The organism is Collinsella sp. HCP3S3_E11 (assembly GCF_052067375.1).
Lineage (GTDB): Bacteria > Actinomycetota > Coriobacteriia > Coriobacteriales > Coriobacteriaceae > Collinsella.
In genome coordinates this window covers 105,525-125,663 of sequence record NZ_JBQHQI010000005.1, presented here as the reverse complement: position 1 = coordinate 125,663, position 20,139 = coordinate 105,525, and the positions used below count along the sequence as shown (strand labels likewise).

At 58.5% G+C, this 20,139-nt stretch carries 13 protein-coding genes; 12 read left to right on the top strand and 1 reads right to left on the bottom strand.

Annotation, left to right across the window (positions count from 1 at the left end; all coding sequences use genetic code 11):
* Window positions 1–3: 3 nt before the first annotated feature.
* Entirely contained in the window at window positions 4–2,157 is a 2,154-nt protein-coding gene (locus ACTM86_RS05035) for an LTA synthase family protein (RefSeq protein WP_441015880.1), read from the bottom strand.
* Window positions 2,158–2,350: 193 nt separating this feature from the next.
* On the opposite strand from ACTM86_RS05035, the gene uvrA reads away from it, so the two are divergent.
* The 12 genes from uvrA to ACTM86_RS04975 all read left to right on the top strand — a co-directional run bounded on the left by uvrA (window position 2,351) and on the right by ACTM86_RS04975 (window position 20,073).
* Window positions 2,351–5,230, top strand: coding sequence for an excinuclease ABC subunit UvrA (gene uvrA, locus ACTM86_RS05030; RefSeq protein WP_441015877.1), 2,880 nt, complete (start codon window positions 2,351–2,353; stop codon window positions 5,228–5,230).
* Window positions 5,231–5,364: 134 nt separating this feature from the next.
* On the top strand, window positions 5,365–5,865 hold the full coding sequence (gene ybaK, locus ACTM86_RS05025) for a Cys-tRNA(Pro) deacylase (RefSeq protein WP_427718664.1): 501 nt from the start codon (window positions 5,365–5,367) through the stop codon (window positions 5,863–5,865).
* 3 nt (window positions 5,866–5,868) lie between these two features.
* Entirely contained in the window at window positions 5,869–8,166 is a 2,298-nt protein-coding gene (gene murJ, locus ACTM86_RS05020) for a murein biosynthesis integral membrane protein MurJ (protein ID WP_441015874.1), read from the top strand.
* 60 nt (window positions 8,167–8,226) lie between these two features.
* Entirely contained in the window at window positions 8,227–10,113 is a 1,887-nt protein-coding gene (gene uvrC / locus ACTM86_RS05015) for an excinuclease ABC subunit UvrC (RefSeq protein ID WP_441015895.1), read from the top strand.
* Window positions 10,114–10,477: 364 nt separating this feature from the next.
* Entirely contained in the window at window positions 10,478–12,085 is a 1,608-nt protein-coding gene (locus ACTM86_RS05010; RefSeq protein WP_441015871.1) for an ABC transporter substrate-binding protein, read from the top strand.
* Between the two features lie 157 nt (window positions 12,086–12,242).
* Window positions 12,243–13,199 carry an ABC transporter permease gene (locus ACTM86_RS05005; RefSeq protein WP_370450641.1) on the top strand — a complete coding sequence of 319 codons (957 nt, stop codon included), beginning with the start codon at window positions 12,243–12,245 and terminating at the stop codon, window positions 13,197–13,199.
* 3 nt (window positions 13,200–13,202) lie between these two features.
* Window positions 13,203–15,218 (top strand): dipeptide/oligopeptide/nickel ABC transporter permease/ATP-binding protein, encoded by a 2,016-nt coding sequence (locus ACTM86_RS05000; RefSeq protein ID WP_154517511.1) that lies wholly within the window; start codon window positions 13,203–13,205, stop codon window positions 15,216–15,218.
* A complete protein-coding gene (locus tag ACTM86_RS04995) occupies window positions 15,219–16,046 on the top strand; it encodes an ABC transporter ATP-binding protein (protein ID WP_154517508.1) in 828 nt (275 codons plus the stop codon). It begins immediately after the preceding gene.
* Between the two features lie 80 nt (window positions 16,047–16,126).
* Window positions 16,127–17,104, top strand: a complete 978-nt coding sequence (locus ACTM86_RS04990) for an acetylxylan esterase (protein WP_441015868.1) — start codon at window positions 16,127–16,129, stop codon at window positions 17,102–17,104.
* On the top strand, window positions 17,097–17,948 hold the full coding sequence (locus ACTM86_RS04985; RefSeq protein ID WP_427795962.1) for an acetylxylan esterase: 852 nt from the start codon (window positions 17,097–17,099) through the stop codon (window positions 17,946–17,948). The genes ACTM86_RS04990 and ACTM86_RS04985 overlap by 8 nt, the downstream gene beginning before the upstream one ends.
* A gap of 68 nt (window positions 17,949–18,016) precedes the next feature.
* Window positions 18,017–18,937, top strand: coding sequence for a dihydrodipicolinate synthase family protein (locus ACTM86_RS04980; RefSeq protein WP_427718650.1), 921 nt, complete (start codon window positions 18,017–18,019; stop codon window positions 18,935–18,937).
* Between the two features lie 170 nt (window positions 18,938–19,107).
* Window positions 19,108–20,073 carry an ROK family protein gene (locus tag ACTM86_RS04975; RefSeq protein ID WP_427728775.1) on the top strand — a complete coding sequence of 322 codons (966 nt, stop codon included), beginning with the start codon at window positions 19,108–19,110 and terminating at the stop codon, window positions 20,071–20,073.
* Window positions 20,074–20,139 lie beyond the last annotated feature (66 nt).

The following is a 20,139-nucleotide window of genomic DNA, read 5'->3' as shown; positions in this document are numbered from 1 at the left end:
GGTTTACTGAACTTTGCTGGCGAACTCGAGGTATTGGATGCGCTGCAGCTTGTCGATCGTCGAGGCGTATGGGCTGTCTTCAGATTCCAAGTCGTAGCGCAGCCCGTCGGCACCAAGATAGCCGGCGACATTGATGGTGGGCACATCTGACCTTGTTGCAAGCAGAGCCTTTTGATAGTCGGTGAGCGGGAAGCCGATCTTATTAAGGGTAATGGCTGCAATCTCGTTTGCCCCGACGGTGTCGTAGACGTTGAGCTCGGTATTGCCGGCGATTTCATAGTTAGCCCAGACGAAATAGGTCGACTGATAGATACGGAAAGCGTGGCTTGCCGTATCTTCCTGAGGGTACAGCTCGTCGTTGAGAGTCGTTGCGGCGCTCGGCTGATGGTCGCCAAAAAAGACAAGAACAACCGGTCTGCCGATATTGCGGAGCTCGTTGATAAAGTACTCGAGGTCCCGGTCGGATGCGTTGATGCAGGTAAGATAGGTGTTGAGCGCGCTATTGGCGCCCTCGCTGGCTCCCTCGACCCAATAGTTTGTCAGCTCCTCGGCGGGAACGGTGCCATAGTCGTAGCCGCCGTGATTTTGCATCGTGACGTCAAAGATGAACTGCGGGGCTTCGTCGGTTCTAAGCAGGTCGAGTATCTTGTCGTAGGTGGCGTAGTCGCATACGCCGGCATGGTAGCAGGGCGCACCTTCGAAATCGCCGATTGAAAGAAAGTCTCCAAAGCCCAGCTGCTGATAGATTTTATCTCGATGGTAGTTGACGGGGTTTTGCGGGTGCATAGCGGTAGCGGTATACCCAAGCTCTTTAAGGTCCTTTGCCAGGCTGTTGACGCCATTCATCTGATACAGCTGATAGGGGATTTTGCCTAATCCGACAAAGGCCGTTGTCGCTCCGGTCAAAAATTCGAATTCGGAGTTCGCCGTTCCGCCACCGGCGACCGAAGCGAGCATGGTGCCGCGAACAAGTGTGTCGGGAAGCGAGTTGTAGAATGCGGGGCCGGTGTACCCGGCCGCCTGGAGCTGCTCAAAGCACGAAAGGTCGCTAAAACTCTCGTTCATGACGGCAACAATCGTCGGCTTGATTTCATTGAACTGGGCAACGGCCGCCGCGCGCTGCTCGCTCGAGCCATACGTGCTGTCGTAGGTGGCGGCGAGCTCCTGCTCGATGCTCTGCGCCTCATCGGGCGTATAGTCTTCGGGCTTCTCAATGGGCAACTCGTTGACCATTTCGGTGAACGAAGTGATAAAACCCTGAGACGCATACGTGGTGATGGGCTGCCAACGGTCAAATCCAAAATTCAGCGCCTGCTCCAAGTCGATGCTGGAAAAGCCCGAGAGCCCCACAACGGTCACTAGCAGAAAAGCGCAGAGGTTAGCGGCGATTGCGGGGAAGACATGGGTGGGCGTACGGAGCTTTCTCGGTCGGATAAGCGAAAGAAGCCCCAGGGAAATCTCTAGCAGGGCTAGAGAGGTTACGATTCCGGCGGTAAAGGTAAACTCGTATCCCTCGCTCACTTCCATTGCGGTGCCAAGGGCCAAGATATCGCTTGGCAGGATGGCCTCGCCTTTAAACGTTATGACGAAGTGCTCGGCAATGCCAAGGATGCAACAGACGACGGGCACGAGGACCATGACGCCTCCATGACGCTGTCCCAGCAAATAAAGGGAGAGCAGAACCGTCGCGAGCAGCCCGACGGAAAATCCGAATGAGTTGGCGGGAATGCGATAGAACGTTTCGTTGCAGGAAATTTCGAGTGAAACGAACGAGAGCGCTGAAACAGCGGCGATGACAAGGATGTCACGGCAAATACAGGCAACCGTTCCCGTCGCAAGATCGGTTTGGTCGATAAGTCCCGAAACCAAGGGCTCGACAAGAAGTATGACGGCGGCAGCACCGAGCGCCGAATAAGAAAGGACCCATAGGGAACTGTCCTCATTTACGAGCAATTGATTCGTAATCCATGCAGCTACCATGCCGAGCGGGATGAGGAGCGTCGCGCACCAAAAGACGCGGGCAATGGGCGGCTTTTCATTGTGTTTGATTGAAAAATACACGCGCACGACGACGGTGGCCACGATAAGGACGGCGATGAATATGGGCAGATTGGCCATGTCGCTCGAAGTGATTTCAAGGGGGATATCTTCGGTCATGGACGTTCCTCTGTTACAGCAAATTAAGTTCAGTATTTGATTACTGTAACCTTTCCACGGCATTTCGAGAAACAAAGCGCCCGATACGCAAAGCTAAAGGTCTGCGAATCTTGTATTACGAACATCTGTGCGCGTCGAGTGCGCTAAACTCATCGGCAGTATGATTCGATGCAATAGGAGGCAAGGAGCTTCCATGTCTGATTCTTCTATCGTTATTCGCGGCGCTCGTGAGCACAACCTCCGTGATATCGATGTTTCCATTCCGCGTGACCAACTCGTGGTCATTACCGGTCTTTCTGGCTCGGGCAAGAGCTCGCTGGCATTCGACACTATCTATGCCGAGGGCCAGCGTCGATACGTCGAGAGCCTTTCGAGCTATGCGCGCCAGTTCTTGGGCCAAATGGACAAACCCGACTTGGATTCAATCGACGGCCTTTCGCCGGCGGTGTCGATCGACCAAAAGACGACGTCTAAAAACCCTCGCTCGACGGTTGGCACCGTAACCGAGATTTATGACTATCTGCGCCTGCTGTTCGCCCGTGTGGGCACCCCGCACTGTCCCGAATGCGGCCGCGTCATTGAGCGCCAGACGACCGACCAGGTTGCCGACAAGGTCTTGGCGGCGGGGGAGGGTCGCCGCGCGTTTGTGCTGGCACCGGTGGTGCGCGGGCGAAAAGGCGAGTACACCAAACTGTTTGAGGACCTTCGCGCCGAGGGCTTTAGCCGCGTGCGTGTTGACGGTGAAGTGCGCTCGCTCGACGATCCAATCGATCTGGACAAGAAGTTCAAGCACGATATCGAGGTCGTGGTCGATCGCATCGTGATCCGTGAGAACTCTCTGGGCCGTATCGCCGAGTCTGTTGAGCAGGCGACCGCGCTGGCTCACGGCAATGTAAATGTGTACATGCTGCCCGATCGTGATGCTCCCGAGGGGACCGAGGGCGAGCTGCTGGAGTATTCGTTGGCCTTGGCGTGCCCGGAGCATGGACACTCCATTGACGATCTTCAGCCGCGTGATTTTTCGTTTAACGCTCCCTATGGCGCATGTCCTGAGTGCGACGGCCTGGGCTTTAAGAAAACTGTTGATGCCGAGGCGCTGATCGAGGACCCCTCGAAGTCCATTGCCGACGGAGTCTTTGGTAGCCTGTTTGGCAATTCGAACTACTACCCGCAGATTTTTGCTGCGGTCTGTAAACACTTTAAGGTAAGCGCCGATACGCCGTGGGAGGACTTGCCCCCTCGCGTGCGTCGTGCATTCTTGGATGGCCTGGGCGATACGAAGATCTCGGTTGACTACCAAAAGCTCGACGGACGTCGTAGCCAGTGGGATACCAAGTTTTCGGGCGTTCGCAACATCCTGTACGAACGCTATACCGAGACGACGAACGAGAACACCAAGGCGCGCTTGGAGAAGTACATTCGCGAGGAACCGTGCTCGAGCTGCCACGGCGCTCGTTTGCGCCCTGAGATGCTCGCCGTCACCGTGGGCGGCAAGTCCATTTACGAGGTTTGTTGCCTGTCGTGCCGTGAGTCGCTCGAGTTTTTTGAGGGCCTGGAGCTCACCGAGCGCCAACAGTTTATCGGCGGGCGCATCGTCAAGGAAATCCTGGAGCGCTTGCGTTTTCTGGTCGATGTTGGACTCGACTATCTGACGCTCGATCGTGCCTCGGCGACGCTTTCTGGTGGCGAGGCGCAGCGTATTCGCCTGGCAACGCAGATCGGCGCCGGCCTCATGGGTGTCCTATACATTTTGGACGAGCCATCGATCGGCCTTCATCAGCGCGATAACGAGCGCCTGATCAAGACCCTTGAGCGCCTGCGCGATATCGGCAATACCGTCATCGTCGTCGAACACGACGAGGACACAATCCGTGCCGCCGACTACGTGATCGACATGGGGCCCGGCGCCGGCGTCAACGGCGGACACGTAGTCGCGGCGGGAACGCCTGCCGATATCATGGCGTGTCCTGAGTCGATGACGGGCGCTTATCTGACCGGCAAACGAATGATCCGGGTGCCTGATGAACGGCGCAAGCCCGGTCGCGGCTGCCTTAAAATTACGGGCGCTCGAGCTAACAACCTCAAAAACGTTACTGCCAAGATCGAGTTTGGTACGCTTACGGTTGTTACCGGCGTGTCGGGATCGGGCAAGAGCTCCCTGGTTACCGACACCATTGCGCCTGCCCTTACGAATGCTATTCACCGTTCGACGCGCCCTGTGGGTCTGTATAAGAAAATCGAGGGCATCGAGTGTATCGATAAGGTTATCGATATCGACCAGTCGCCGATTGGCCGCACACCGCGTTCCAACCCTGCTACCTATATTGGCCTGTGGGATGATCTTCGCGCGCTGTTTGCGAGTACGCCGGAGTCGAAGGCGCGCGGCTACTCGCCGGGTCGTTTCTCCTTTAATGTGAGTGGCGGGCGCTGTGAGGCGTGCAAGGGCGACGGACAGATCAAGATCGAGATGCACTTCCTTCCCGATATCTACGTTCCCTGCGAAGTTTGCGGCGGTAAACGCTACAACCGTGAGACACTCGAGGTCACCTACCGTGGCAAGACCATCTCGGACGTGCTTGACATGAGCGTCACCGAGGCGCTGGCCTTCTTTGGGAATATCCCGCAGATTAAGCGCAAGCTTCAGACTTTGTATGACGTTGGCTTGGGCTATGTGAGTTTGGGGCAGCCTGCCACGACGCTTTCGGGCGGCGAGGCGCAGCGTGTGAAACTCGCCAAGGAGCTTCATCGACGCCAGACGGGCAAGACGTTCTATATTTTGGACGAGCCGACGACCGGCCTTCATTTTGAGGACGTCCGCCAGCTGCTCGATGTGCTGCAGCGCTTGGTCGATGCGGGCAACACGGTGCTGGTGATTGAACACAACCTTGATGTCATCAAGGTTGCCGACCGCCTGATCGATATGGGTCCCGAGGGCGGCAATGGCGGCGGAACCGTCGTGGTCTCGGGTACGCCGGAGCAGGTCGCGGCATGTTCGCAGAGTTACACGGGCAAGTTCTTGGCACCGCTGCTCAAGCGCGACCGCGAGCGTCAGGCACAACTCGACGCCCAGTAAAGAGACGCCGTCGTACGAGAAGCGCCACCGATTCCTTTCGATTCGGCGGCGCTTCTGTGTGTCGAGATGACGTATGCGGCTAAATTGGACATATACTTAGGCGTTACGTTCGAATGCGAGGGAAGGGACATGCCATGGCAAAGGCTGCAAAGACGCCGAAAACCAATGCGATGCGCGAGCTGGAAAACGCCGGCATCTCCTATATTCTCCATACGTATGAAGACGATGGCGATGAGTCGGTGGGTTTAGGCGTTGCAATTTTGGAACAACTTGGCGAGGAGCCTGGCCAGGGGTTTAAGACCTTGGTTTGCGTGACGCCGTCCAACGAACACGTTGTGTGCTGTATTCCCGTTGCCGACGAGCTTGACCTAAAGGCCGCAGCGCGCGCCGCTGGTGAAAAGTCGCTGACCATGATGCATGTCAAGGACTTGCTTGCCGCGACGGGGTATGTCCGGGGCGGCTGCAGTCCAGTCGGCATGAAAAAACGCTTTCGGACGCTGATCGATGAGACATGCGTCCTTTGGGATACCATTTTTATCTCAGGCGGTAAGCGTGGCTATCAACTTGAGCTTGCCCCCGACGACTTAGTTGCATTTTGCGGGGCGACGGTTGCCCCGATCACGAGAGAGGACTGAGCGATGCCGCAGGAAGAATCGAAGCGCGGAGCTCACTTTGCAAAGGGTTCGGCTTCTCAGACGCCCGCACCTGAGGCTTCTTCGGTCGATGACCAGATTCGAAACGCTTGGTCCGTTGCTGCAGATCCAGGGGAGACGGCTGTGTATTTGCGTGCCGCCGGTGCCGGTACGGTGCCTCCCCGTACGATTCTCTCTTCGGCTCGCCCCGATGAGACGGCGGTGTTTTTGGCCGCGGCTCAATCCCGTGCCGGACGGATGACTGACGCCGGGGCGTCTCGTGCGCCGCGTCCCGATGAGACGGCGGTGTTTTTGATGGCGGCTCAGGGAAAGGGCGCACTGCAGGGTGTCCCAGCCGATCGTCCCGCGAGGCCTGCAACCGACGGTGATGGCGAGCGGTTGCTTTTGGATGACGAGTGGTCACCGCTCGGCTCGACCGATCCGGTCGAGGGCGTTGCTGTTGAGGACGATGATTGGGATCTATTGTCGTTTTCTGGTCGAACCGCTGCCGCCAGGGAAGTTGACACGGTGTTTGGTAATAATGCCGTAGCTAACGATGACGCTTCGTTTGACAACGATGTCACGCCTGTTGACGGAGCTTTTTCTGCCGATGATGCCGTTTTGGTCGACGACCCCTTCGCGATAATCGATGACCCTGATATCGAGGTTGATTCTCGACAACACACTGAAGTCAGCCCCCAATCACAGGACGACGTAGATGATATGGGCTCGTCGGACTACTCTACGGTTGGCCGTTCTGCCGGCCTCATGACTGCACTGACCATCGTGTCGCGCGTCACCGGGTTTATCCGTACTTGGGCTATGGCTGCCGCCATCGGCATGTCGCTGCTCTCGTCTTCCTATCAGGTCGCCAACAACCTGCCCAATATGCTCTATGAGCTCGTGATGGGCGGTATGTTGGTTACCGCCTTTTTGCCGGTTTACATGGGCGTGCGTCGCGAGCAGGGTCGCGACGCCTCAAACGAATACGTAGGTAATCTGCTCGGCATCCTGCTTTTGCTGCTGGGCGGCATTTCGGTGTTGGGCACCGTGTTTGCTCCGGGCTTTATCTGGACGCAGTCGTTCCTTTCGGGCGATGGCGGAAGCATGGATACCGCTGCATTCATGTTCCGTTTCTTTGCCATTCAGATTTTGTTCTACGGCTTGGGCTCGGTGTTCTCGGGCGTTCTTAACGCGCATCGTGACTACTTTTGGTCGACGTTCGCCCCGGTACTCAACAATGTGATTGTCATTGCGAGTTTTATGGGCTTCGCTCCCGTATCTGCCTGCTTTGGTGAGCAGGCGGGCGTCGTTTTGATTTCGCTCGGCACGACGCTTGGCGTTTTTGTCCAGATGGCGTGCCAGATTCCCGCACTCGGTAAGCATGGTGTCCGGCCTCATATTCATATCGACTTTAAGGATCCTGCACTGCGACAGACGCTCGCGCTCGGCGTCCCGACGTTGCTCGCTACGGTATGCATGTTCGTGTCGACTTCCATTACCAACGCAGCCGCGCTGGTGGTGCAGCCCGAGACCGGTCCTTCTGTAATTGCCTATGCGCGCCTTTGGTACACACTGCCTTATGCCTTGATAGCCGCCTCGCTCTCGACGGCGCTTTATACCGAGCTTTCGCACGATGCCCAGGAAAAGGATTATGACAGCGTGCGCGTTGGTATCTCGCGCGGCGTGGCCCAGATGCTCTTCTTCCTGATTCCTTTCGCGCTATATCTCATTGTGTTTGCCCGTCCGCTCAACATGATTTATTGCGCCGGCAAGTTCGACGAGTCGGGTGTGGCGCTTGTGTCCGAGTTTCTGGTTTATCTGGCGCTCTCCCTGCCGCTCTACGGCGTGGTCGTGTTGATGCAGAAGAGCTTCTCGGCGTTGCTCGACATGAAGCCCTATAGCCGCTATTGCCTATACTCTGCCATCGGTCAGGCTGGTTCGGTTCTGCTGTTTGGTGTGGTGCTGGGCTATGGCATGCCTGCGATTGCGATTTCGTATGTTGTCGACTATGTGATTCTGGTCGGCTGTTCGCTGTGGTGGCTGCGTCGTCGTCTGCAGGGTCTTCAGGTTAAATCTATTCTGCACGGCTGCTTCTATGGCCTTTTGCTCGGCGGCCTGGGTGCCGCAGCGGGTGCCGGCGTTTTGTGGGCGCTCGAGAGTTTTGTCGGAGCGCTTGGCGGATCGATTCTTATTACCTTGGGCTATGTTTGCATCGCGGGCATGGTTTCACTTGCCGTGACTTTTGGCCTTGCCGTCCTTCTAAAGATGCCTGAGGTCTCCGCGCTTCTTCGCCGCAGGTAGGCAGTCGTGGCAGGTCATGACAACATTCCAACGCTTGCCGAACAGGTTTCGCGTGTGCCCATGCAGCCTGGCTGCTACCTTTGGAAAGATGCCAAGGGCGATGTCATTTACGTTGGCAAGGCTAAAAATCTGCGCTCGCGCATGCGTCAATATGTGACGCTGCAGGACGAGCGCCAAAAGATTCCACTGATGATGCAGCTGGTTGCGAGCTTTGACTATATCGTTGTCGAGAACGAGCACGAGGCGCTGGTGCTCGAGCGCAACCTGATCGGTCAATACCATCCGTACTTTAATGTCGACCTTAAGGACGATAAGAGCTATCCCTTTATCGCTATCACCAAGAGCGATCTGTTCCCAGCTATTAAATATACTCGTGAGCGTCATAAGTCGGGAACGCGTTATTTTGGTCCCTACACCGACAGCCGCGCGGCGCGCGAGACCATTGATACGCTGCGCAAGGTAATCCCGATCTGCTCGGCTTCTTGTGCGGAATGGCGTCGATGCCGCCGTATCGTCGAGTCCCACAAGGGCGAAGAAGATATCGTCAATATGATTTGCGCTCAAAACGGGCGTCCCTGCTTTGACTTCCATGTTGGCCGCGGTCCGGGGGCATGCGTCGGTGCGATCTCTCCAGCCGACTATGCTAAAAACGTTAAACGCGTCGAGCGATTTTTGTCGGGCCATCGTAAAGATGTCGTTGATGAGCTTACATCCGAGATGACGGACGCCGCCGAAGCGCTCGATTTTGAGCGGGCGGCGCGCGTCAAGCGTCGCTTGGAAGTTATTAGGGGCCTGGACGACCGACAGCAGGTCGTTTTTCCGTCGAGTGTCGATCTCGATGTGATTGGTTTCTATCGAGAAGAGACCATTTCGGCCGCCTGCGTGTTTGTTGTGCGCGAGGGGCGAACGGTTCGAACCTGTGAGTTCATTCTCGATAAGGGCCTGGATGTCGATGAAGAGGAGCTTCAGTCGGGCTTTCTCAAGCGCTATTACGACGAGACGGCTGATATTCCAGCCGAGGTGAACCTTTCCGTCGAGCTTGAGGATGCGGAGGCGCTAGGGGAGTGGCTTTCGGACAAGCGCGAGCGTTCCTGTCATCTCCATAGGCCTCAGCGCGGCGAAAAACACCGGTTGCTCGATATGGCATCTAAAAATGCGCGTCATGCCCTCATGCGTTATATGATGCGCACGGGATACGCCGACGATCGCACCAATCGAGCGCTCCTGGAGCTTGAGAGCGCCTTGGCGCTACCTGCGCCGCCAATGCGAATCGAGTGCTTCGATATCTCTACGCTTCATGGCACCTTTACGGTCGCCTCGATGGTGGTGTTTACCAACGGCCACGCCGACAAGAGCCAGTACCGCCGCTTTAAAATCCAGGCCGAATTGGACGAGGCGAACGACTTCGTTTCGATGTCCGAGGTTTTGGGGCGTCGCTATGCTCCCGAGCGGATGGGCGACGAACGTTTTGGCTCGCGCCCCGATTTGCTCGTTGTCGACGGCGGCAAGCCGCAATTGACGGCTGCAATTAAGCAACTTGAGGCCCTTGGGCTCGATATACCAGTTTGTGGTTTGGCAAAGGCCGATGAGGAGGTTTTCGTGCCTTGGGACGAGACTCCTGTCGTACTTCCGACCGGGTCTGCGTCGCTCTATCTCATCAAGCAGGTGCGCGACGAATCGCACCGTTTTGCCATCACGTTCCATCGCGAATTGCGCGATAAAGCCATGACGGTTTCGGTACTCGATGACGTTCCAGGCGTGGGACCCACTAGAAAACGTGCAATTATGCGCCATTTTGGCTCGATGAAGCGGTTGCGCGCGGCGAGTGAGCAAGAGATCGCGGAAGTTCGCGGCATACCTGCCGATGTTGCCAAGGCGGTCCACGAGGCGCTCGTTGCATGGAATGCCGAGCGCGCCGAGGCCGCGGCTGGCCATTCCGATAGCTAAACACGAGCATAAACAACTGATATACATGATTGCGCGATTTTCAACCATTTATTTCGCCATGATTGCCTGCTGGTTTCGGGTTTTATTAACGCTAAAACGTTTGACTAACCCAAGCGAAAACCCTGCTATCCTGCGGGTTGACGAAGACTGATATCTCACCTCGCCGATACATACTGTCTGCTGTATCGTTTGTCAACGAATTCGGTGAACGGTAGTAAATACCGTTCAAGCGTATGTATGTATCGGTCGCCGAGCGCGGCACCTCAGTTGGGTTTGTCGGTAGGTAAGGTATATATCGTCCGCAAGTTGCGCGGGGGCAAGTTTAGGTGCTCCCGGGTAAGATTCTCTATTGATAGGAGAAGACATGGCCATCATCAATAAGGGTATGTCCAGGCGTTCGTTCCTCGGCCTCACCGGCAGCGTCGCTGCTGTCGCCGGCCTTGGTCTCACTGGCTGCGGTGGCAGCTCTAGCGACGAGGGTTCCGCTCCCGCCGATTCCGCCAACCGTGGCGGCGGCGTGATCACTGCCGGTTCCGCTTACGCTCCGTCCAGCTTCGACCCCGCCAGCACTGGCTCCGCCGTGGGCCTGGGCGCTAACTGGCACGTCGTCGAGGGCCTCTACGGCATCGATTACCACGACTACAGCACTTTCAACGAGCTCGCCACCGATGATCCCAAGTCCGTGGACGACACCACCTTCGAGGTCACCATCCGCAAGGGCGCCAAATTCTCCGATGGCACCGAGGTTACCGCTGACGACGTCGTCGCCTCCTACACCGCTTGCGCCGCTTCTGCCACCTACGCTCCGTTCTTCCAGCCTTTCGAGTCCATCGAGGCCAAGGATGCCAGCACCGTGACGGTCAAGACCAAGGTCCCCAACTTCTCCCTGCTCAAGGATCGTCTGGCCATTATTCGCGTTACTCCTGCCGCCCAGAGCGAGGAGGATCGCGCCAAGCAGCCGATCGGCTCCGGCCCCTGGATGTACGATTCTATCTCCGATACCGAGATCACCCTGGTTCCCAACCCCGAGTACAACGGTGAGTATGCTGCCGAGGATAAGAAGATCCAGTACAGCATCCTGACCGACCCCACCGCTCGCGTCACCGCTCAGCAGGAAGGCTCCACGCTCGTCATGGAGCTCGTTACCGCTGACGCCGTCGACCAGCTCGAGGGCGCTGGCTGCAAGATTGACAACGTCCAGGGCTTCGGCACCCGCTTCATCATGTTCAACGTCGCCAAGGAGCCTTGGAACGACGTCAAGGTCCGTCAGGCTGTCATGTATGCGCTCGACACCGAGAAGATGATCAGCAACACCTTCGCCGGCCTTGCTACCGCTGCCAGCTGCTACCTGCCCAAGAGCTTCACCAACTATCATGAGGCCTCCACGGTGTACAAGACCGACGCCAAGAAGGCCAAGAAGCTTATCGAGGAGTCCGGTATCACCCCGGGCGCCATTACCCTGCGCACCACCGATAACGAGCAGATCAAGGGTATGGCTGCCCAGGTCAAGAACGACCTCGACGCTCTCGGCTTCGATGTGACCATCCAGACCGATACTTCGCCGGCCACCTATGCTGCCATCGACGGCGGCGAGGCCTACGATATCCTCCTTGCCCCTGGCGATCCTTCCTGCTTCGGCGCAGACCCCGACCTGCTGCTCAACTGGTGGTACGGCGACAACGTCTGGATGCAGACCCGTTGCCCGTGGAAGGAGTCCGCTGAGTGGCAGAAGCTCCACGGCCTTATGGACGAGGCTCTTGCCGCCGAGGGCGACGAGCAGCAGAAGAAGTGGAACGAGTGCTTCGACATCATCGCCGACAACGCCGTTCTGTACCCCGTTGTCCACGTTAAGACCGTCTCCGCTTCCTGGAACGATCCGTCCACTGCGCCCAACGGCGAGGCCCTCGATGGCTTCAAGGGCATCGGCACGACGAGCATGTCCTTTAAGGGTGTCGCGACCGTCAAGGCGTAAGACTCGCTTGAGTCTATATGCAGGATGTCGGCCGTTGGGACCGTATCCTCATAGTTGAAACAAAGACCCGGGCGGCAACGATGTCGCTCGGGTCTTGTAATGAGTGTCCGTACTCATATACCAGTTGGTCCTACCGACAAAAGAAAGGGGAGAGAACGTGAACAACTTTCTACGTTTGATTGGAAGGCGTCTCGTGGCGCTGCCGATCATGGCATTGGGCGTCACCGTCCTGGTGTTCTTCCTTATGTCGTTCTCCAAGACCGACCCCGCCTACACGGCGTTGGGTGACGGTGCCTCGCCCGAGGCGGTTGCCGAGTACCATGAGAAGTATGGTCTGGACGACCCCTGGCCCGTGCGCTACGTGCGCTATATGGGCAATTTGATCCATGGCGACATGGGCACCTATGGTGCTGCTCGCAACTCCGTTGCCAAGCGCATCTCCACGGCCCTACCCGTCACGATGCAGCTGACCTTCATCGGTCTTGCCATCGGTGCGGTCGTATCGTTTTTGCTCGGCGTCATCGCGGCACTGTATCGCGATAAATGGCCGGACCAAGTGATCCGCGTCTTTTCCATCGCCGGCTTGGCAACCCCGTCGTTCTGGCTTGCCGTTCTGTTGATCCTGCTGTTCTCTTCCTACCTTAAGGTACTCCCGGCATCGGGTGCCCTGCCGCACTTCACCACGAATCCGGCTGGCTATCTGGGACGCATGATCATGCCCGCCATCGCCTTGGCATTTCCGCTGACGGGTCAGATGACTCGTATCGTGCGTACCGCCATGGTCGAGGAGCTCGACAAGGACTATGTCCGTATGGCTCGCGGCGCCGGCGTTCCCGAGAAGGTCGTCGTCGGCATCAACGTTCTCCGCAACGCGCTGATCACCCCGGTCACCACCCTCGGTCTTAAGATTGGCTATCTCATGGGCGGCGCCGTCGTCATCGAGGTCATCTTCAACCTCCCCGGCATGGGTACTGCGATCCTGCAGGGCGTTCAGGGCAACGAGGCGAACCTGGTTCAGGGCGTCGTCATCGTCGTTGCTCTTGCCTTCATCATCATCAACATCGTGGTTGACATGCTCTACCTGCTCATCAACCCGCGCATCAGGACGGTGTAGATTATGGTAAAGATTCGAGAGAAGCAAACCGAGCAGCTCGAGAAGGCTGCCTCCAAGGGGCTCAAGCTCGGTGGCTGGAAGAAGATGACGCTGTCTTCTAAGATTGCCGCCATCGTGCTGGTGCTGGTCGCCCTGACTGCGATTCTTGCCCCCCTGCTTGCCCCCTATAGCCCGGTCGAGATCTTTACGGCTCGCCAGGCTCCCGGCAACGGGTTTATCTTCGGAACCGACGACAAGGGCCGTGACATCCTTTCGCGTATGCTCTACGGTGGCCGTTACTCGCTGATCATCGGCTTTGGTGCTACCGCTATGGCTCTGGTCTGTGGCTCCGTTGTCGGTGCTCTTGCTGCGGTTTCGCGCAAGGCCGTCTCCGAGACGATTATGCGCATCCTGGACATCATCATGTCTGTCCCGGGTATCGCCCTCGCAGCCGTCTTCGTTTCCATCCTGGGCAACTCCGTGCCGTCGATTATCTTTGCGATCGGCTTTATGTACACCCCGCAGATCGCCCGTATCGTGCGTGCCAACATCGTATCCGAGTACGGTGAGGACTATGTCCGCGCGGTCATCGTCTCCGGCGCCAAGGCTCCGTGGATTCTGATCAAGCACGTTCTTCGTAACTGCATTGCCCCGATCATGGTCTTCACCGTCACCCTGGTCGCCGACGCCATCATCTTCGAGGCTTCGCTGACCTTTATCGGCGCTGGCATCCAGGAGCCCACTGCTACGTGGGGCAACATCCTCGCCGACGCCCGCGGTGGCGTGCTCGCCGGTCGTTGGTGGCAGGCGCTGTTCCCGGGTCTGGCCATCATGATCACCTGCCTGGCGCTCAACATCCTCTCCGAGGGCATTACCGACGCTATGGCCGCTGCTCCTTCCGCCGCTCTGGATCCGACCGATTCCTCCAAGCGCCGCGAGGCCGACCTGCTGGTCTCCGACCCCGTTCGCGCCTACAAGGAGCAGGCCCAGTCCCTGTCCGCCCGTCTTGGCGCCCTGCGCGATGTCGAGCTCAAGCGTAACGACCGCCATGTGCCCGATGAGTCCGTTGAGCCGATTCTTTCGGTCCGCGATTTCTGCATCCAGTTTGAGCACCACGGTGATATCAACGTCGTCGACCATGTCAACTTTGACGTCCGTCCCGGCCAGACCATGGGCCTGGTAGGCGAGTCCGGCTGCGGTAAGTCCATCACCACGCTGGCCATCATGGGCCTGACCGATGAGGACGAGCATCTTTCCGGCGAGGTCCTCTGGGAGGGTCGTGACCTGCTCAAGATGAGCAAGAAGGAGTGGTTCGGCCTGCGCGGTACCGATATCGCCATGGTCTATCAGGACGCCCTGTCCTCGCTCAACCCCTCTATGCTCATCTCCGCCCAGATGAAGCAGCTCACCAAGCGCGGCGGCACCCGCAGCGCCGAGGAGCTCCTGGAGCTCGTCGGCCTCGATCCCAAGCGCACGCTCGAGAGCTATCCGCACGAGCTTTCCGGTGGACAGCGTCAGCGCGTTCTGATCGCTATGGCCCTTACCCGCGACCCCAAGCTGGTCATCTGCGACGAGCCCACGACCGCTCTGGACGTTACCGTCCAAAAGCAGGTCATTAAGCTGCTCAACGATCTTCAGGCCAAGCTCGGCTTTGCCATGATCTTCGTTTCGCATGACCTGGCGTTGGTCGCCGAGGTCGCCCATAACATCACGGTTATGTACGCCGGTCAGGTTATCGAGCAGGCGCCCACCAAGGAGCTGCTCACCAACCCGATTCACGAGTACACCCGCGGTCTTCTGGGTTCCGTTCTGTCCATCGAGAGCGGTTCGGGCCGCCTGCACCAGGTGCCCGGCGCCGTCCCCAGCCCGCGCGATTTCCCCAAGGGCGATCGCTTCGCGCCCCGCTCAAGCCATCCGCACATCGGCCTGGACACCCGTCCGGTCTTCAAGCGCGTGCCCGGCACCGAGCACTTCTATTCCGAGCTCCCCGATGAGGTGCTCAAGGCAAATGGTTTGACCCCTCATGCGGAGGTGATGTAGATGAGCGAGACTGCGGTCAACGGCGTCGAGCCGATTATCTTCCTTGACGATGTCCACGTCACCTTTAGGACCCGTACCGGTTCGATCCTGCACCCCAATCTGGTTCATGCCGTCCAAGGCGTGACCATTAAGCTCATGCCCGGTCAGACGATCGGCATCGTCGGCGAGTCCGGTTGCGGCAAGTCCACCACTGCTAATGTCATGTGCGGCCTGCAGGCCCCCACGAGTGGCAAGGTCTACTTTAAGGGCAAGGACGTCACCAAGCGTACTGCCGAGGATCGTCGTCACATGGGCCGCGTCATCTCGGTCGTGTTCCAGAACCCCGCGACGGCACTCAACCCTCGCATGGTCGTTCGTGAGCAGCTGCTCGACCCCATGCGCGTCCACAACCTGGGTACCGAGGCCGAGCAGGAGAAGCGCGTTAAGGAACTCCTGGAACTCACCGGTCTGCCCAGCTCTGCCGCCGAGGTTCTTCCCGGCCAGCTTTCGGGCGGTCAGCGCCAGCGCGTGGCAATTGCCCGTGCCCTGTCGTTGAACCCTGACGCCATCATCGCCGACGAGCCCACCTCGGCTCTGGACGTTTCGGTCCGCGCGCAGATCCTCAACCTGTTGACCGATCTTAAGAAGGAGCTCGGCCTGGCTATGGTGTTCATTAGCCATGACATCCAGACGGTCCGCTACATCTCTGACGACATCATCGTCATGAACGGCGGCAAGATCGTCGAGCAGGGCGAGGCCAAGCAGGTCTTCCAGAACCCGCAGGACCCCTACACCAAGATGCTGCTCGGTGCTGCGCCGTCGCTGCTGCATCCCAAGCTTGGCGAGTAGGTTCGCTTTCCCTCCTGTGCGCCCGGCTCCCTTGCCGGGCGCACCCTCGTTGCGATTTCGAAAGGTTGGGTTCACGAGCCATGCCAAGCGCTCAGGAGCTACAACAGCAATTTGGTGGTTATCGGGGCGCCATGCCTCGTCCATCAGATTTCGATCTCTTTTGGAACGACCGCATGGCCGAGGCTGACGCCGTCGAGATCGACTATTCGGTCGAGGCGGCATCGATTGCCAATGCTGCGACCTGCCAGTTTTTTGACCTCTGGTATACCGGCATGTGTGGCGCCCGCCTGCATGCCAAGTATCTCAAGCCGGTTTCGGACGAGTCCGTGCCGCTGGTGCTACAGTTCCACGGCTATCCGGGCGCAAGCCGCAGCTGGTTCGAGCAGGCATCGTTTGCGGGTATGGGCATGGCACTTGTCGCCCTCGACTGCCCCGGTCAGGGTGGCCCCTCCGCGGATATTGGTGGATTTGAAGGCACAACGGTTGCCGGGCATATCGTTGCCGGTATCGACGGCGACCCGGCCAATCTCTACTACGTACGCTTGCATCAGGATATCCGCATTCTGTGCCGCATTGTTCGCGAGCTCGAGGGCATCGATCTTGCCCGTGTTTTTGTGAACGGTGCCTCGCAGGGCGGTGGCTTGGGCATTGCGACCTGCGCGCTTAACAGCGAGCTTATCAATCGTGCCGCCATTCTCTATCCTTTCCTGTCGGATTTCCGCCTGGTCTGGGATTTGGATGCCGACGACATTGCCTACGAGGGCCTACGCTATTGGTCTCGCTGGTTTGACGAGGACTCGACTCGTATTGACGAAGCCTATGCCAAGCTGGCGTATTTCGATTCCAAGAACTTTGCCCCCATGGTCAAATGCCCCGTGCTGTTTGGCACGGGAACGGCCGATATCGTCTGTCCACCGGCGACGCAGTTTGCGGTCTACAACAACCTGACCTGTGAGAAGCGCCATGAGTTCTTTGAGGGCTTTGGCCACGAGGAGATTCAGGATTTTGACGATCTGATCATTCCGTTTTTCTGCAAGGAAGGGGAGGCTCATGTCTAAGTGCGAGAGCAATGTCAATGAGCTGATTGACCCCGAGCTTGCGGGGATCTCTGGGACGGTTTCGTCAAGGCTCTCCGATTTCCGTGATTGGCGCGGCGATGCCTTGGCGGATGTTTCCGAGTTGGAGGCAGCCGCTTCGGACCTTGAGGTTTGCGGACTGACTGTCACGGCGATTGATTTCGCCAATCCGTGCGCGCGCTACTCCGAGGTTTCCTTTGAACTTGCCGGGGAAGTCGTACACGGCCGTTTGATTGAGCCCTCAGGTTGCGCCCGGGCATCCGAGCTTGTGCCGCTATGCCTGATGTTTCACGACATCGACCGACCCGTACGTGGATGGCATCACATGACGAGGTTTGCCGCCATGGGATATGCCGTGCTTGCGCTGGACGACGATGTGATTGGGCTCAGCGAGCTGCAGCAGGGGGTTACCTCGCCCGTTTTTGTTGAACGCGTCCGCTGGGGCTGTGCAATGGCAAAGGTCGCGCGCAATCTTGATGGCATGGACCCCGACCGCATCTTTGCATGGGGCGAGGGCCTTGGCGGTGGAGTCGCGCTGGCGGTTTCTGCTCTGGACGAGCGGGGCCTTGCCTGCACGGCGGTTGCCAATCCGCTTCCCGGCGGCCTCGAAGCGCTGTCGTCTCGGGTGCGCGGATCGGTACTCATGGGTACATCGCTCATGGATGCCGTGAGCGATCCCAAGGGCCAGTTTGCCGTATTCAACGGTCTTGAGTGTGACCGGAGGCATATTATCTATGCCAAATATGCTCACGAACGCATCAATGCGTTCGAAAACGAAGTCGTCGACTTCTTTAACCAAGCGTTCTACCTGTGTTCTTTGGCCTAGACGGCCTGGACACTGCCAACAAGAGTGGGCGGCATAGGGCCACCCGCCAGACAACTAAGGAGATTCTTGTGGCAACTCAGAAATTCACCGGCGTTATTCCTCCCGTCGTTGTTCCCGATACCGAAGATCACCAGCTCGACGTTGCCTCCTTTGAGCGCAGCATCAACCGCATGATCGACGCCGGCGTCGATGGCCTGTTCTTCCTGGGCTCTTCGGGTGAGGTCGTTTTCTCCACCGACGAGCGTCGTCGACAGATCATCGCCGAGGCCGTTCGAATCGTCGACCACCGCGTTCCTGTTCTGGTCGGCATCATCGATACCGAGACCGAGCGCATGATTGAGCACGGTAAGGTTGCTCAGGAGCTGGGCGCCGATGCGCTCGTTGCCACCTGCCCGTTCTATGCCCTGCAGGGCATGACCGAGGTCGAGGAGCATTTCCGCATCCTGCACGAGGAGCTCGACCTGCCCATCTTTGCCTATGACATTCCCGTGTGCGTTCACACCAAGCTCCCCTGGAAGCTCCTTGCAAAGCTCGGCGCCGAGGGCGTCCTTGCTGGCGTCAAGGATTCCTCGGGTGACGACGTCTCGTTCCGCTACCTCGTTCAGGAGAACGAGAAGAACGGCCATCCGATGAGCATCCTCACCGGCCATGAGGTCGTCGTCGACGGTGCCTACCTTGGTGGCGCCGACGGCTCTGTCCCGGGTCTCGCCAACGTTGAGCCCGAGGGCTACGTGCGTCAGTGGAAGGCCGCTCAGGCTGGTGACTGGGCTACCGTCAAAGCCGAGCAGGATCGCCTCAATGAGATTTCGCACATCTGGGACGTCACCTCGGGCGTCCAGGGCTATGCCGGTGGCGTTGGCGCCTTCAAGACCGCTATGAACCTCATGGGCATTTTCGACAGCCCGACCATGCCGCGCCCGGTGAAGGCCATGACCGGCGAGAACGTCGAGGCGATTAGGAAGGTCCTCCAGGACAACGGTCTCCTGTAAAGCTTTCCCGGGCACCCGATCTTGGGGCTCAAGCGATCGAGCGTGACCCATTAGGTCAATGCCCGACCGCTTTCACCCCAACCCCGGGCACTCGGGAAGCCTTTAGCAAGCTGCGGCGATAACACCGCCTTTATTTCCTGTAGTTGTTTTTATCTCCTAAGGAGAGCGACATGGAGAACAAGTACATCTGCTCCGTTGATATCGGTGGCACCAAGATTGCGACCGCCATTATGGAATATCCGGCTGATGGCGGCGTGCCCCATCCCGTATTTGAGGCTGAGGTTCCCACCGAGGCCCAAGAGGGCGGTGAGGCCGTCTTCCAGCGTATCGAGGCGTCCATCAAGGCCGCTCTCGAGGCGAATCCCGATGTCGAGGTCCTTGGCGTCGGTATCGGTGCCGCTGGCGTCGTCGATCCCAAGACGGGCGCCATCGCGTATGCCAACGAGATCATGCCCGGCTGGTCCGGCGTTCAGTTGGGGCCGCGTCTGCGCGAGGACCTCGGTCTTCCCGTTGCCGTTGTAGGCGACGTGCAGGCTCATGCTCTGGGTGAGGCCCATTGGGGCGTCGGCAAGGGCAAGTTCTCCGTCTTGTGTCTGGGCATCGGCACGGGTATCGGAGGCGCATATGTCGAGAACGGCCGCGTGATGCAGGGCTTCCATGGTGCTGCCGGCCATATGGGCCACATCGAGTGCTCGGCTGCCGCCGGCATTCCCTGCGCCTGCGGGCGTTCCGGCCATCTGGAGTCGGTGGCTTCGGGTACGTCGATTGGGCGCATGTACGACGAGCGCTTCGGTCGCGTTGACCCCAGCCGTCCCTCGGTTGGCCGCGACGTGAACGACCTGTGCCGCGCGGGTGACGCAAAGGCGACCGAGGTCATCCACGATGCCGGCTTTGCATTGGGCGCTAGCTTGGGCTCGCTCGCCAACATTCTGGATCCAGAGGTCATCGTGCTTTCGGGTGGCGTAATTCACCAGGGACCCGATTGGCGTTCGCAGACGTGGAAGGATTCGGTACACGAGGGCTATGCCAGCCAGGCGCTCGATCCGCTTCAGGACACGCCGATCCTCATCGGTTCTCTGGAGGGCGACGCACCGCTTATCGGTGCCGCCGAGCATCTTCTTGCCTCGTTAAAGTAAACGTATCTGCTGTAGGAGCCTCCCGAGACGACACGCCTCGGGAGGCTGTTCTGAGAAAGGTTATAG

Excerpts from the sequence above, each read along its gene's own strand:
- ACTM86_RS05035 (WP_441015880.1), bottom strand. The coding sequence starts at position 2,157 with ATGACCGAAGATATCCCCCTTGAAATCACTTCGAGCGACATGGCCAAT.
- uvrA (WP_441015877.1), top strand. The coding sequence starts at position 2,351 with ATGTCTGATTCTTCTATCGTTATTCGCGGCGCTCGTGAGCACAACCTC.
- ybaK (WP_427718664.1), top strand. The coding sequence starts at position 5,365 with ATGGCAAAGGCTGCAAAGACGCCGAAAACCAATGCGATGCGCGAGCTG.
- murJ (WP_441015874.1), top strand. The coding sequence starts at position 5,869 with ATGCCGCAGGAAGAATCGAAGCGCGGAGCTCACTTTGCAAAGGGTTCG.
- uvrC (WP_441015895.1), top strand. The coding sequence starts at position 8,227 with ATGCAGCCTGGCTGCTACCTTTGGAAAGATGCCAAGGGCGATGTCATT.
- ACTM86_RS05010 (WP_441015871.1), top strand. The coding sequence starts at position 10,478 with ATGGCCATCATCAATAAGGGTATGTCCAGGCGTTCGTTCCTCGGCCTC.
- ACTM86_RS05000 (WP_154517511.1), top strand. The coding sequence starts at position 13,203 with ATGGTAAAGATTCGAGAGAAGCAAACCGAGCAGCTCGAGAAGGCTGCC.
- ACTM86_RS04995 (WP_154517508.1), top strand. The coding sequence starts at position 15,219 with ATGAGCGAGACTGCGGTCAACGGCGTCGAGCCGATTATCTTCCTTGAC.
- ACTM86_RS04990 (WP_441015868.1), top strand. The coding sequence starts at position 16,127 with ATGCCAAGCGCTCAGGAGCTACAACAGCAATTTGGTGGTTATCGGGGC.
- ACTM86_RS04985 (WP_427795962.1), top strand. The coding sequence starts at position 17,097 with ATGTCTAAGTGCGAGAGCAATGTCAATGAGCTGATTGACCCCGAGCTT.
- ACTM86_RS04975 (WP_427728775.1), top strand. The coding sequence starts at position 19,108 with ATGGAGAACAAGTACATCTGCTCCGTTGATATCGGTGGCACCAAGATT.